This window comes from Devosia salina (assembly GCF_019504385.1).
Lineage (GTDB): Bacteria > Pseudomonadota > Alphaproteobacteria > Rhizobiales > Devosiaceae > Devosia > Devosia salina.
In genome coordinates, this window is record NZ_CP080590.1 from 457,612 (window position 1) to 470,059 (window position 12,448).

Here is a 12,448-nt window from a genome sequence, read left to right on the forward strand (position 1 = left end):
AGCCGTCACAGCGCCTGCCAGCGGCCGTCATCACGGCTCTGGCTGGCGCAATGTCCCGATACGGATCGTTTGGGGCCCGGCTGCCCTCAGCCGCCCAGGCTGGGCAGGGTCAGGTCGCCGGAGGTGAGCTTACTCGCGGTGATGGCCGCATCGGCGGCCTCGCGTGGCAGTTCCAGGCTCGTCCACACGCTCACCAGCGCGTGCCGCAACTCGAAGATCATCTCGTCGGTATGCAGCGGCGTCGGGGTGATGCGCAGCCGCTCCGTCCCCTTGGGCACGGTGGGATAATTGATCGGCTGGATATAGATATTGTGCTTGTCGAGCAGCATGTCGCTCGCCGCCTTGACGGCGCGGGCGTCGCCCACGATCAGCGGTACGATATGGGTCGGCGTGTCCATCACTGGCAGGCCGGCATCGGCCAGGATCGCCTTGGTCAGCCGCGCCTGGCGCTGGTGCATCTGGCGCTCTTCGCCATTGCCCTTCAGATGCTCGATCGAAGCGCGGGCAGCGGCGCACAGCGCCGGGGGCAGGGCGGTGGTGAAGATGAATTCGGGCGCATAGGAGCGCACGGCATCGATCACCGCGCGATTGGCGGCAATATAGCCGCCCATGACGCCAAAGCCCTTGGCCAGCGTGCCCTCGATGACGTCGATGCGATCCATCAGGCCTTCGCGCTCGGCAATGCCGCCGCCGCGCGGACCATACATGCCCACCGCATGGACTTCGTCGATATAGGTCAGCGCCCCGAATTCCTCGGCCAGATCACAGATTTCCTTGATGGGCGCGACGTCGCCATCCATGGAATAAACGCTCTCGAAGGCGATCAGCTTGGGGCGCTTGCGGTCGACCTGGCTCAAAAGCTCGCGCAGATGCGCCACGTCATTGTGCCGGAAAATCTTCTTTTCCATGCCGCTCTGGCGCACGCCCTGGATCATCGAGGCATGGTTGAGCTGGTCCGAGAAGATGATGCAGTCGGGCAGGAGTCGGGCAATGGTGGAGATTGCCGCCTCGTTGGACACGAAGCCCGACGTAAACACGAGCGCGGCTTCCTTGCGGTGCAGGTCGGCGAGCGAGCGCTCCAGCTCGACCAGTGGCCGGTTGGTGCCCGAGATATTGCGGGTGCCGCCGGCACCAACGCCCATCGTTCCGGCAGTCTGCTGCATGGCGGCCACGACCTTGGCGTGCTGGCCCATGCCCAGATAGTCATTGGAGCACCAGATGGTGATCTCGCGGGCATTGTCGGCATCGTCGCGATAGACGGCGCGGGGGAAGCGCCCGGCGATCCTTTCGAGGTCTGCGAAGACGCGATAGCGCTTCTCTGCCCGCAGTGAATCCACTGCATCCTCGAAAATGCCACGATAATCCATGGGAGCCGTTCCTTTGCGAGCACCGGAACGACGGGGCAGCCGAACCTTGCTCTGATATGCTCTACCTATTCCCCGCCGCCTCGCTTTGACATAGGTCAATTCGACGCGCTGGCACAGCTAACCCCTTGTGCGCATTGGGGGTGGCCAGAAAACATGAGAACCATTCTAGAGTAAGCCGCTGGCGCTGCCAACCATCGGTCCACGCCCTTCTGCATCGGCCTGGTCTGGTGTCGCGAAGTAGAGCGGCCATCCCCCTGGTTAACCGGACCTTTCACTCTTTGTTGATAGATTGTCTCGAACGCGCTTAGATCAATCGTCCTGGGAGGGACTTGAGGGGAGTTATTCGCGTGAAGAGTTTTTCGTCTTCGAGTTTTGCCGGCCAGCAAACCGATGCGCTGGCCCTGGCCCGTGCCGCAGTAGAGCGGAACCCACAGGCCCTGTTCACCGATTTCCAGTGGTTCCTCTATGAGGGACGCGACACGGTGTTCTTTACCGCCTTCTCCACCCAGAGTTACGATCAGGACGGCCTGGCCAATATGGTGGCTGAGATGATCGCGCTGGCGCCGCAGCTTACGCATGGCTTTGTCGGCGCCCAGCCGGGCCAGCCCTTTCCCAAGCATCTGCTTGATGCCATCACTTCGGTGGAAATGGTCGACGAGTTCGATGGCTACCCGGACAAGTGGCTGAGCAAGTCTGCCGATATTTTCGAGCGCAAGGACCTGCCCCTGTTCCGCGTCATGGCGGCGGTCCGGCGCGGCGGCCCCGATGCGCAGGGTCGGGCGGCGGTGCTCCAGGTCCGCTCCAGCCACGCTCTGCTCGAAGGTTCGGACTCCGCGCTTCTGACCCGCTCCGCCTCCGCCAGTCACGGCGTGCAGTCGGACAAGTCCAACAAGCTGCCTTTCGGCGATCGCCTCAAGAGCGCCCTGCGCGGTGGCCTGACCACGTTCATCTACCTGGTCCTGGCCAATATCCTGGCCCCCAAGGAGCAGCCCTGGGGCTTCAGGACCCTGGCCATCGAGCGCCACCGCCTGCGCCTCCTCGCCAACAAGCTCGGCGTCCGCCAGCGCTCGCTCATGTTTGCCCTCGTCACCCACGCCCTCAACGGCGAGGGCGATGAGAAGCACATGAGCAAGAAGGTGATCGGCGCCAACTACACCATGCTCGACACCAAGCGGAACGACACGGACGACGACTTCTTCCGCGTCCGCGCGCTCGAAGCCAAGTTCAAGGTCATGGACGATTTCGTCGACTATGTCCGCGCCGTCGACAACACCGTTGCGGGGATCGAGCAGAAGGACATCACCTCGTTCCAGGTGGTCATCAATTCCATGTTCAAGGCGATGCGGGCGGTCAATCGCATCCTCCCCTTCCTGCCCAACAAGCGGTTCTGGCGCTTCAATGGCGGCAACCATATCGTGCTCACTTTGGTGCCGCCGCACCGCACCTATGGCCCCATGACCCATGGCCTGGTCGAGCCGCTCTATTGCGGCGCCTGGCATTCCGAGGTGAACATCTGCACCTTCTGTCCCAGCCGCGACTATGTGACCTTCAACTTCTCCATGGAGCAGCGTCACATCGCCCATGTCGACAAGGTGTCCGCCCTGCTCGAGGAAATCGAACGGCGCGAAGTCACGCCGCACACTATGGCCCCCTCGGTCGAACGCCTGCGCTGACGGCCGCGACAGCCGGGCATTCGCCCACGGACTGTGGCGTGGGAGCGTTCTGACGTACGTACATCAGAATGCTCTTGCCCGATCGCGCCGGGCGGGGTTATCTGGGGACGTTTCTCAGACCCGGATGCCGCCATGACGACCCCTTTCGCCAGCTATCCCAGCCTCAAGGACTGTCCCGTCGTCATCTCCGGCGGGGCGTCCGGCATTGGCGAAGCCATGGTCCGCGCTTTCGCGGGGCAGGGCGCCAGGGTCGGCTTTGTCGATATTGCCGCCGAGGCCGGGGAGGCGCTGGCGACCGAACTCAGGCATGGCGGCGCCCATGTCCATTTCATCCGCTGTGACGTCACCGATATTCCGGCCTATCAAGGCGCCATCGCCGAATTCGCCCGCCTGCACGGCGATGCGCTGGTGCTGGTCAACAACGCCGCGCACGATCAGCGCCACCAATGGGGTGAAGTCACGCCCGAGGAATGGGACCAGCGCATGGCGGTCAATCTCAAGCACGCCTTCTTCGCCATCCAGGCCGTGGCGCCCGGCATGGCAAAGGCGGGCAGGGGCTCGATCATCAATTACGGCTCGATCAGCTGGATGATCATGACTCCCGGCCTGCCGATCTACGAGACGGCCAAGGCCGCCATTCACGGGCTCACCCGGTCGATGGCCCGCGAACTGGGCCAGTCGGGCATCCGGGTCAATTCCCTGGTGCCCGGCGCGGTGATGACAAAACGCCAGCTCGAACTCTGGATCGACGCCGAAACCCTGGCCGATATCAAGCAGAGCCAGGCCATCCCCGAAGCCCTCACGCCCGAGGACTGCGCGCGCCTGGCCCTGTTTCTCGCAGCAGAGGACAGCGCCATGATCACCGCCCAGCATTTCCTGGTCGATGCGGGCTGGGCCAATGGGTAATCAGGCCGGGCGGTCCATCTGTTCGAGCAGGCCCTTGGCCGATCGGGCCGCATCCTCGCTGAGGGTCCGGATTTCGGCGGCAATGACGCCAAAACTCTTGCCATAGGGGCCGGCACGCGCTGCCTCGATACTGGCATTGAGCGAGATCAGTTTCACCTTGAGGCTGACATCGTTGATCGAGCCGATCGCCCTGAGCATGGCGGCGCGCGATTGCTCGTTCTGGGCCCGGCGTGCGCCTATGCGGGCATTGAGTGTGGTGCTGACCGCAGCCATCAGGGCATTCAGCGTGGTCAACAGGTCTCCGGCAACCAGGTCGACCAGTCGCGCCATTGGCGCCTCGGCCGCCGAACCGGCCTCAAAACCCTGGCGCAGGCTGTGCACGAGGTCGAGGAAGCGCTCTATCGGCGCCTTGGTGTCCTGCCCGAAGGCGCCCGTATCGGCCAGTGCCCCGGCCACTGTGGCGGTGACCCCCAGGCCTTCATCGCCTTCGCACAAGGCGCGATAGATGCTGCCGAACTCGCTTGCGGCGCCATCGAACCGTTCCAGATGGCCCGGGTCCGGGCGATCTTGCCCGGCAATCAGCATCGCGAACATCGCTGTCCGATGCGACAGCATGCGCATCTTGCCGGTCAGGTTGATCAGCAGGCCAAGGCCGGCATCGATATGGGCGGAATCGTCGGAGGGCGGCATCCTGGTCTCCCTGGCTGCCCCAATCTCATCCGCCGCTGGATAAGCAAAGGTAAATTCAGCCTAGAATTTGTACACATGGCAGGAATGCTTAAAACGTAGGCTCAGTATCCGCCGATAGACGGCCATTCATCCCCGGTTCAGGCTCTTCCCCTCATCACGCTCCTGCCTTATTCAGGGGCAACACAAGGCCACCAACCGCGAATCCTTTTGGGGGAAGCATATGAAGTCGAAGGTTCTCGTCGCCCTTGCCGCGACCCTGGCGCTCAGCGCCTGTACCACCACCAATCCCTATACGGGCCAGTCCCAGCTCTCCAACACCGCCGGCGGCACGCTGCTCGGCGCCGGTGGCGGCGCGGTTGCCGGTGCCATTGTGGGCGCTGCCGTGGGTGGTGACCCGCGCGTCGGTGCGCTGATCGGCGCCGGTGTGGGTGGTCTCACCGGCGCGGCCATCGGCAATTACATGGATCAGCAGGAAGCCGAACTCCGCGCCCAGCTGCAGGGCACCGGCGTCTCGGTCACCCGCGTGGGCGACCAGATCATCCTCAACATGCCCTCCAACATCACCTTCGCCACCGATCAGTCGACGGTGCAGCCGCAATTCAACCAGACCCTGGTCTCGGTGGCGCTGGTGCTCAAGAAGTTCGACAAGACCATTGTCGACGTCTATGGCCACACCGACAGCCAGGGCGACGATGCCTATAATCTGTCGCTCAGCCAGCGCCGCGCCGTTTCGGTCGCCACCATCCTGGCCAATCAGGGCATCGACCAGCGCCGTTTCTACATCGAGGGCAAGGGCGAGACCTCGCCGATCGCCTCGAACGCGACGGAAGCCGGCCGCGCGCAGAACCGCCGCGTCGAAATCCAGCTTTCGCCCATCCGCGGCTGATCGCGAGCGCAGGCATGACAAAAGGCGCGATCCCCGGATCGCGCCTTTTTTGTTCTGGCTCTATTCGGCCGGAGTTTCGACCACCGGTTCAGATGTCGGTGTCCCTGGCTGCATGTCGGTGCCCGGCGCGCCCGAGAACATCTGCATGATCAGCAATATGGCGATGATGATCGCCAGCGCGCCCAGCCCGTAGAGCCACCAGTTAGTGGGGCCGGTCGCCCCCACTGTGGGGTCGTGTTCACCGGCCACCTTCAGGCCCGAACCATCCGGAACGTCCACCGGTGAGGCGTTCTCGTCGACCATGTAGTCGACCTTGGCCACCTGTGGGGAATGCACTTCCTTGGGTTCAGCCATCAGAAATCCCCCTTGAGCACGGTTTCGGTGCCGACGCCGCTTTCCACGCCCTCGCGCACTTCTGCGATGGCCCGGTCGATTTCCTCGGGCTCGAAGGCCACCGGGTCGCCCTCTGCCTGCGCGCCCGTCGCCTCCGCCTTGAGCTGGTTGAGCAATTCGATCTTTTCGCGCGCGGTGAACAGGGTGTGATGGGCAATCTGCATGGGATTGAGCTGGTCGTGGCCACCCATGCGTTGCTTGAGACTGTCAAAGACCATTTCCGTCTCTCCAAATTGGAGGGAGGCCACAAGGGCCGTTCATCTGGATCAATGCGACACAGGGGAAGGAGTTCCGGCCGATACGGCGCAATAAGCCGCTGGATTTAACCCACCCTTGAGGAGTGTTGGGGCATAGGAGGTCTGTGGAGGAACTTCCGATGAGCCGTTTTTTCGGCTTCATGATCGCCGAAACACATGGACGCGGTCTCAGGCTGGCATTGTGGGTGGTGGCGTTTGGAACCTTGCTCGCCTTGGCCACATGGGTGGTGGCCGAGCAGGTTGCGGTCAACATGCGGGTCGAGACCCACAGGAGCCTGGCCGGCTTCGAGCGGCTGCGCTCCAACGTGCTCTCCACCTTCGACGAGATGGACAGGCGCCTCACCCAGCCGCCCTGTTCCCCCGCATTTCTCGATGAGTTGCGGCGCATCGCCTTTCTGCCCGACGGCATCAACGAATTGCTCTATGCCCCGAATGGGGTTGTGCAGTGCTCGGTCAATTCGGGCCGCCTGGCCCGGCCCGAAATTCTCGGCGCGCCCGATATCATGCCCGACAACCCGTTTGCCATAGCCTTCTGGGTCGATATCGATCTGGGCTTTCTGGGCCTCGACGGCTTGACCGGTACGCTGGCGCAGCGTGGCGCCCTGGCCATGATTGTGCCTGCCTCGGAATTGCCGGCTAACGCTCCGCGCTGGATGGACCAGGAGCTGGTGTTCCACTTCGGCGACACCTGGATGCACCGCCAGGGTGAAGCCGGCATCTATGTCGAAGCGCTGGCCGCCCAGGGGCCCGCCATTGCTTCGGTGTTCAACGGCGTCTTCTATCAGCTCGCCTGCGACACCGGCGGCATCCACTGTATTGCCGGGCGCAGCTATCTCTCGCAATTGTTCGGCCTTGGCTGGGCGACTGTGGGCGTCATCCTTTTGGTTGCGGCGGTGCTAGCGGCCTGGGTGGCCCAGCAGTTGCATGGCCTGATCGAGCGCTACTGGTCCTTCGAGGCACGCTTCCTGCGCCGCCTCGAAAAGGGTTCGGTGGTCTGCGCCTATCAACCCCTGCTGTGCCTCAAGACCAATCTGGTTACCGGCTGCGAAGTCCTGGCGCGCTGGCGGGATGTGGACGGCACCATCGTCCCACCCGATCGCTTCCTGCCCATCATCGAGCGGCACGGCCTGACCGAGCGCTTCACCACCATGGTGGTCGCCTGTGCCTATGCCGACCTGACCGCCCGCCTGCCGTCCGGGCTGCGGCTGCAGGTCAATTTCAACATTTTCCCGCAGGACCTTGATGCCGGCCGCCTGCTGCCGATCTTCGCGCCATTCCTTGCCGCCGGTTCACCCTTTGACGTGGTGATCGAGATCGTTGAAACCGCCGAGATCAGTCCGGAAACCGCGCAGGTCGAGATCGAGCGGCTGCGCGCCGCCGGGCTCAGGATCTATATCGACGATTTCGGCGCCGGCTATTCTTCCATGCACAGCCTGGCGGCGCTCTCGATCGACGGGGTCAAGCTCGATCGTTCCTTTGCCATGGCGCCCGATCACTCGGTCATGGCGCGCATGCTCGATCACGCTATCGAGCTGGTGCAGGCCTCAGGTCGCTCATTGGTGGTCGAGGGGGTGGAGGCCAGCGAGCGCCTCGAATACCTCAAGGCCACCGGTCTGGTGGATTTCGTCCAGGGCTACGGCATCTCCCGGCCGCTGCTGATCGACGCCTTCATGGCCTTCCTCGCCGAGCGCGGTCCGCGTCCGCGCTCCCGGCCCCGTCTGGTCGCCTGATCACGATTTCTCCCCTGGCGAAACCTCGCCCGCAGCGCCGCGTTCCCCTCCCACACCCCAATCAAGGAGGTCCAAATGGCCTATGATGACAAGCGTGTCGCCACTGCCGACGTCAAGGAAACCCATGACCTGATCGCCTCTGACAAGGTCGAAGGCACCAAGGTCTATGACCCCAATGGCGAGCATATCGGCTCCATCGAGCGCTTCCTGGTGGAAAAGCGTGGCGGCAAGGTCTCCTATGCCGTCCTGAGCTTTGGCGGCTTCATGGGCATCGGCCACGATCACTATCCGCTGCCCTGGTCCAAGCTCGACTATGACGAAAACCTCGGCGGCTATCGCGTCGATATCACCAAGGATCAGCTCGAAGGCGCGCCACGCTATGGCGAGAACGACGACAATTTCTGGACCGCCGAAAACGGCCGTCGCGTCTACGACTATTATGGCGTGACCCCCTATTGGATCTGATCGCCTTCCACCCTTTTTTGATAACCTGATCATTGCCGGCCGGCGCTCCGCGGAGCGCCGGTCCTTTTGTGCCTGGCCGATCACGAAGTCGTGATCCGCATGGCGCGCGGTAACCTTGGCTGCCGCCCGCCGAATGACCTCGTGTCGGAACCCGGAGCGTTCCCAACACGAGGAGACTTCAATGAACCGCCTGTCCACTCTCGCCCTTGCCGCCTCGCTCACCGCCGCTTTGGGTGGCGCTGCCCTTGCCCAGGACACCATGGGGGGCGATGCCATGGCCGCCACCGAGAAATGCTACGGTGTCGCCCTTGCCGGTGCCAATGACTGTGCCGCCGGCCCTGGCACCACCTGCGCTGGCACCTCCACCATCGACTATCAGGGCAATGCCTGGAAGGCCGTCCCGGCCGGCACCTGCGAGACCATGATGCTTGAAGGCGACCGCATGGGTTCGCTCGAGCCGCTCGACCGCGACCTGCCCATGGCCAGCTGATCGCCCCAACGGGAGGCTCCAGCGGCCTCCCGCTTCTTGCACCAGGGGAGGATTCCATGCCCTTCGACGCATTGCCGGTCCGGCCGGGCCTCGGTCTCAAGCCGCAGCACTACGCCCAGATCATTGCCGATTGCCCCGACCTGGGGTTCTTTGAGGTGCACGCGGAAAATTACATGGGCGCCGGTGGCCCGCCCCACCGCTATCTCGGCGCCATCTGCGAGCATTATCCACTCTCCCTGCACGGCGTAGGCCTCTCCATCGGCGGCGAAGCCCCGCTCGACCGGGATCACCTCCAGCGTTTGAGGGCGCTCAACGACCGCTATCGCCCCGCCTCCTTTTCCGAGCATCTGGCCTGGTCCAGCCATGACGAGGGCTATCTCAACGATCTGCTGCCCGTGCCCTATACCAGGCACACGCTCGATCGCGTCGTCGCCCATGTCGATCAGGTCCAGCAGGCCCTGGGTCGCCGCATGCTGCTTGAAAATCCCTCCACCTATGTGCTCTTCGCCGAGAGCACGATCGACGAAGTCGATTTTCTCGATGCCATTGCCGAGCGGACCGGCTGCGGCCTGCTGCTCGACGTCAACAATGTGATGGTCTCGGCGGTCAATCACCGGCTCGACCCCGTCGCCTATATTGATCGCTTTCCCATCCGCCATGTGGGCGAAATCCACCTTGCCGGCTATGACGAGACTACGGACGACGCCGGCGAGCGCCTGCTCATCGACGCCCATGGCAGCCGCGTCCGTCCCGACGTGTTCGAGCTGTTCCGCCACACCATTTCCCGCACCGGGCCGCTGCCGACTTTGATCGAATGGGACAATGACGTGCCCGCCTTCGACGTGCTCATGGACGAGGTGCGCCTGGTCGATGCGGTGCTCGCCGGCCCTGTGGCACAAAGGCTTGCATCATGACCGACCAGCGCGCCTTCGCCGCCGCGCTGACCGACCCGGCCCTGCCGGTTCCGGCGGGCCTGGTGTCCCCGCGCGGCACGCCCGACAGGAGCCGTTTCGCGGTCTACCGCAACAATGTGCATGTGAGTCTGGTGGCAGCGCTCGCCGCGCGCTTCGCAGTCACGAGACAGGTCGTGGGCGAGACGTTTTTCGCCGGCATGGCCCGGCTCTATGTCGGCGAACACAAGCCGGCCTCGCCGGTGCTTCTGCATTATGGCGACAGCTTTCCCGACTTCATCGCCGATTTCCCGCCCGCTGCCACCGTCCCCTATCTCGCCGATCTGGCACGGCTGGAACTGGCCTGGTCCGATGCCTACAACGCGGCCGAAGGATTGATTGCAGTGCCTGCCGATCTGGCGGCGGTACCGGCCCAAGCCCTTGCCGGCCTGCGCCTGGTGCTGGCGCCCGCGACGCGTCTTGTGGCCTCCGCCTGGCCGGTAGGGTCGATCTGGTCGGCCCACCAGCAGACGCCCTTCGTGCCGCCCGACCAGGCCGGCAGTGAGCACATCGTCCTGACCCGTCCGGCCGCCGAGGTGCGCCTGACAATCATTCCACCTGCCGCCGCGACGTTGCTGCGGGCCCTCGAGGACGGGCACGCGCTGGGCGCAGCGGCAGAGATCGCGCTTGCGCAATTTCCCGATTTTGATCCCGGAGCGGCCCTGGTCGGTCTCGCCGGATTGGGCGTCTTTGCCGCGCTGCAACAGGAGATTTCATGATGATCATCACGCGCCTGACCGACATTGTGGGCCGCGCCGACCGCCTGTTGGCATCCATTCCCGCGGCCCTGCCGCTACTCTGCCTGCGCCTGGCCCTGGCCATTCCCTTCTGGCGCTCGGGCCTGACCAAGTGGGACGGGTTTCTCAACCTTTCTTCGGGTGCCCGCTATCTCTTCCAGGAGGAGTTCCGCCTGCACATTCTGGGCCAGGCCTTCCCCTATCCGGCGCCGCTGACCATGGCGTTCCTCGCCGGCCTGGGCGAAGTGCTCCTGCCGGTCTTCCTGGTGCTCGGTCTGGGCACGCGCTTTGCCGCGCTGGGCATTCTCGCCATGACCGTCATCATCCAGCTCACCGTCCCCGACGGGTTGGTCAACTTTCATCTGCCCTGGTTCGCCATGGCCCTGGCCCTGCTCGTCTATGGCGGCGGCACGCTGTCGGCCGACCGGCTGCTCTCGGCTTTGTTCACCGATCGCCTCAAGACGTCTGCACGCCCCGTGCATTGACATAGATGGCGTAAAGCGAGGTCGTGGCGGTGATGAACAGCCGGTTCCGCCGCGGCCCGCCAAAGGTCAGGTTTGCCGCGCGCTGCGGCACCCGAATTCTGCCGCACAGCGTGCCATCGGTATCGAAGACGTCGACGCCATCGGCCGACGAGCACCACATCCAGCCATCGCTGTCGATGCGAAACCCGTCGGGCACGCCATTTTCGATCTCGCAGAACACCTTGCCGCCGCTCAGCGTCCGGCCATCTTCGGAAACGGCGAAGACCCGCACATGGCGCGGCCCGCCTGTTTCGCGGCTGCCGCCCGAATCGGCCACGTAGAGCAACTGCTCGTCCGGTGAGAAGGCGAGGCCATTGGGCTGCACGAAATCGTTGGCGACCAACGTCACGGCACCGCTGTCGCCGTCAATGCGGTAAACGCCGTGGACCGGTTGCTCGGGCGGGGCGGTAAAGCCCTCATAGTCCGAAATGATCCCATAGGTGGGATCGGTGAACCAGATCGAGCCGTCCGACTTGACCACCACGTCATTGGGCGAATTGAGCCGTCTGCCCTCGAAACGGTCGGCCAGCACCGTGATGGACCCATCCAGTTCGGTTCGCGTCACCCGCCTTGTGCCATGCTCGCACGAGACCAGCCGCCCCTGGCGGTCCCGCGTATGGCCATTGGCAAAGTTGGAGGCCGCCAGATAGGTCGAGACCGAATTGTCGGCCGGCAGATACCGCATCACCCGCTGATTGGGGATGTCGGAGAAATAGAGGCAGTCATGGTCGGAAAACCAGACCGGTCCCTCGGTCCAGCGGAACCCGGTGCACAACTCTTCCAGCCGCGCGCTCCCCACGATCTTGCCGGAAAAGCGGGGATCAATGATCTCGTAAAGCGTGTCCGCAGCCATGTCGTCCTCCCAAGCACCAAGCAAGGCATAGTGCCCGCCCGCCCGCAGCGCAATATCGCGCGCAGTTGCAGCAGCTTGGGTAACAGGAGCGCAGGAAAGACTTTGAATGGTGCTGCCGGACAGGATTGAACTGTCGGCCTCTCCCTTACCAAGGGAGTGCTCTACCACTGAGCTACGGCAGCATCTGGAGCGATCTCGGAAAACGTGGCATCCACATTTTCGGGTCGAGAGCGCGACCACTCTGTTCGCCACTGCGCGGCAGACCGGCGCGGCGACGGGGGCTCCTTTGCCATAGTGCCTCCCTCGACGCAAGACCAAAAACAGCCTATCAACCACCGCAATGGAATCGAAGGGCCGAAGGGCCATGGGCAAATCGGAACAAACCGCACAGCGCGAGCAAAGATTGGCCGCAAAGCTGCGGGAGAACCTCAAGCGTCGGAAGGAACAGGCGAGGGCGCGCGCGGTCACTGGCGCGCCGGAGCAGGTTCCCACGGCCCCTGAAGCGGACGCGGACAAGAAACCGTAAA

At 63.9% G+C, this 12,448-nt stretch carries 14 protein-coding genes and 1 tRNA gene; 9 read left to right on the forward strand and 6 right to left on the reverse strand.

Translation table 11 applies throughout. The annotated features are described in order from the left end of the window. Nucleotides 1-86 precede the first annotated feature (86 nt). Entirely contained in the window at nt 87-1,367 is a 1,281-nt protein-coding gene (hemA, locus tag K1X15_RS02210; protein ID WP_220305872.1) for a 5-aminolevulinate synthase, read from the reverse strand. 347 nt (nt 1,368-1,714) lie between these two features. Here hemA and K1X15_RS02215 point away from each other — a divergent pair, with 347 nt between their 5' ends. Next, the gene (locus K1X15_RS02215; protein WP_220305873.1) at nt 1,715-3,040 is read left to right on the forward strand and encodes a hypothetical protein; all 1,326 of its coding nucleotides are present in this window, start codon (nt 1,715-1,717) and stop codon (nt 3,038-3,040) included. 132 nt (nt 3,041-3,172) lie between these two features. Then, nucleotides 3,173-3,946 carry an SDR family NAD(P)-dependent oxidoreductase gene (locus K1X15_RS02220; RefSeq protein ID WP_220305874.1) on the forward strand — a complete coding sequence of 258 codons (774 nt, stop codon included), beginning with the start codon at nt 3,173-3,175 and terminating at the stop codon, nt 3,944-3,946. Here K1X15_RS02220 and K1X15_RS02225 read toward each other — a convergent pair whose 3' ends face one another. Further along, entirely contained in the window at nt 3,947-4,636 is a 690-nt protein-coding gene (locus tag K1X15_RS02225) for a methyl-accepting chemotaxis protein (RefSeq protein WP_220305875.1), read from the reverse strand. Between the two features lie 220 nt (nt 4,637-4,856). Here K1X15_RS02225 and K1X15_RS02230 point away from each other — a divergent pair, with 220 nt between their 5' ends. Continuing rightward, nucleotides 4,857-5,522 carry a YiaD family glycine zipper/OmpA-like lipoprotein gene (locus K1X15_RS02230; RefSeq protein WP_220305876.1) on the forward strand — a complete coding sequence of 222 codons (666 nt, stop codon included), beginning with the start codon at nt 4,857-4,859 and terminating at the stop codon, nt 5,520-5,522. A gap of 60 nt (nt 5,523-5,582) precedes the next feature. Here the strand turns inward: K1X15_RS02230 and K1X15_RS02235 are convergent, their stop codons facing one another. Continuing rightward, a complete protein-coding gene (locus tag K1X15_RS02235) occupies nt 5,583-5,876 on the reverse strand; it encodes a hypothetical protein (RefSeq protein ID WP_220305877.1) in 294 nt (97 codons plus the stop codon). Continuing rightward, nucleotides 5,876-6,133, reverse strand: a complete 258-nt coding sequence (locus K1X15_RS02240; RefSeq protein WP_220305878.1) for a hypothetical protein — start codon at nt 6,131-6,133, stop codon at nt 5,876-5,878. The genes K1X15_RS02235 and K1X15_RS02240 overlap by 1 nt, the downstream gene beginning before the upstream one ends. A 158-nt stretch (nt 6,134-6,291) precedes the next feature. Between K1X15_RS02240 and K1X15_RS02245 the strand changes: the two genes are divergently transcribed. From K1X15_RS02245 to K1X15_RS02270, 6 genes are all read left to right on the forward strand, one after another. After that, nucleotides 6,292-7,902, forward strand: coding sequence for an EAL domain-containing protein (locus K1X15_RS02245; RefSeq protein WP_220305879.1), 1,611 nt, complete (start codon nt 6,292-6,294; stop codon nt 7,900-7,902). Between the two features lie 75 nt (nt 7,903-7,977). Further along, entirely contained in the window at nt 7,978-8,367 is a 390-nt protein-coding gene (locus K1X15_RS02250) for a PRC-barrel domain-containing protein (protein ID WP_220305880.1), read from the forward strand. Nucleotides 8,368-8,548: 181 nt separating this feature from the next. Next, complete coding sequence (locus tag K1X15_RS02255) at nt 8,549-8,857, forward strand: BufA1 family periplasmic bufferin-type metallophore (RefSeq protein WP_220305881.1); 309 nt, start codon at nt 8,549-8,551, stop codon at nt 8,855-8,857. Between the two features lie 56 nt (nt 8,858-8,913). Beyond that, complete coding sequence (bufB, locus tag K1X15_RS02260) at nt 8,914-9,771, forward strand: MNIO family bufferin maturase (protein WP_220305882.1); 858 nt, start codon at nt 8,914-8,916, stop codon at nt 9,769-9,771. Further along, on the forward strand, nt 9,768-10,526 hold the full coding sequence (locus K1X15_RS02265) for an HvfC/BufC N-terminal domain-containing protein (RefSeq protein ID WP_220305883.1): 759 nt from the start codon (nt 9,768-9,770) through the stop codon (nt 10,524-10,526). Before bufB ends, K1X15_RS02265 begins: the two co-directional genes overlap by 4 nt. Beyond that, complete coding sequence (locus K1X15_RS02270; protein WP_220305884.1) at nt 10,523-11,029, forward strand: DoxX family protein; 507 nt, start codon at nt 10,523-10,525, stop codon at nt 11,027-11,029. The genes K1X15_RS02265 and K1X15_RS02270 overlap by 4 nt, the downstream gene beginning before the upstream one ends. Here the strand turns inward: K1X15_RS02270 and K1X15_RS02275 are convergent. Beyond that, complete coding sequence (locus K1X15_RS02275) at nt 11,001-11,921, reverse strand: SMP-30/gluconolactonase/LRE family protein (RefSeq protein WP_220305885.1); 921 nt, start codon at nt 11,919-11,921, stop codon at nt 11,001-11,003. The genes K1X15_RS02270 and K1X15_RS02275 overlap by 29 nt on opposite strands. A 107-nt stretch (nt 11,922-12,028) precedes the next feature. Beyond that, nucleotides 12,029-12,103: transfer RNA gene (locus tag K1X15_RS02280), tRNA-Thr, on the reverse strand. Nucleotides 12,104-12,448 lie beyond the last annotated feature (345 nt).

Excerpts from the sequence above, each read along its gene's own strand:
- hemA (WP_220305872.1), bottom strand. The coding sequence starts at position 1,367 with ATGGATTATCGTGGCATTTTCGAGGATGCAGTGGATTCACTGCGGGCA.
- K1X15_RS02220 (WP_220305874.1), top strand. The coding sequence starts at position 3,173 with ATGACGACCCCTTTCGCCAGCTATCCCAGCCTCAAGGACTGTCCCGTC.
- K1X15_RS02225 (WP_220305875.1), bottom strand. The coding sequence starts at position 4,636 with ATGCCGCCCTCCGACGATTCCGCCCATATCGATGCCGGCCTTGGCCTG.
- K1X15_RS02230 (WP_220305876.1), top strand. The coding sequence starts at position 4,857 with ATGAAGTCGAAGGTTCTCGTCGCCCTTGCCGCGACCCTGGCGCTCAGC.
- K1X15_RS02235 (WP_220305877.1), bottom strand. The coding sequence starts at position 5,876 with ATGGCTGAACCCAAGGAAGTGCATTCCCCACAGGTGGCCAAGGTCGAC.
- K1X15_RS02240 (WP_220305878.1), bottom strand. The coding sequence starts at position 6,133 with ATGGTCTTTGACAGTCTCAAGCAACGCATGGGTGGCCACGACCAGCTC.
- K1X15_RS02245 (WP_220305879.1), top strand. The coding sequence starts at position 6,292 with ATGAGCCGTTTTTTCGGCTTCATGATCGCCGAAACACATGGACGCGGT.
- K1X15_RS02250 (WP_220305880.1), top strand. The coding sequence starts at position 7,978 with ATGGCCTATGATGACAAGCGTGTCGCCACTGCCGACGTCAAGGAAACC.
- K1X15_RS02255 (WP_220305881.1), top strand. The coding sequence starts at position 8,549 with ATGAACCGCCTGTCCACTCTCGCCCTTGCCGCCTCGCTCACCGCCGCT.
- bufB (WP_220305882.1), top strand. The coding sequence starts at position 8,914 with ATGCCCTTCGACGCATTGCCGGTCCGGCCGGGCCTCGGTCTCAAGCCG.
- K1X15_RS02265 (WP_220305883.1), top strand. The coding sequence starts at position 9,768 with ATGACCGACCAGCGCGCCTTCGCCGCCGCGCTGACCGACCCGGCCCTG.
- K1X15_RS02270 (WP_220305884.1), top strand. The coding sequence starts at position 10,523 with ATGATGATCATCACGCGCCTGACCGACATTGTGGGCCGCGCCGACCGC.
- K1X15_RS02275 (WP_220305885.1), bottom strand. The coding sequence starts at position 11,921 with ATGGCTGCGGACACGCTTTACGAGATCATTGATCCCCGCTTTTCCGGC.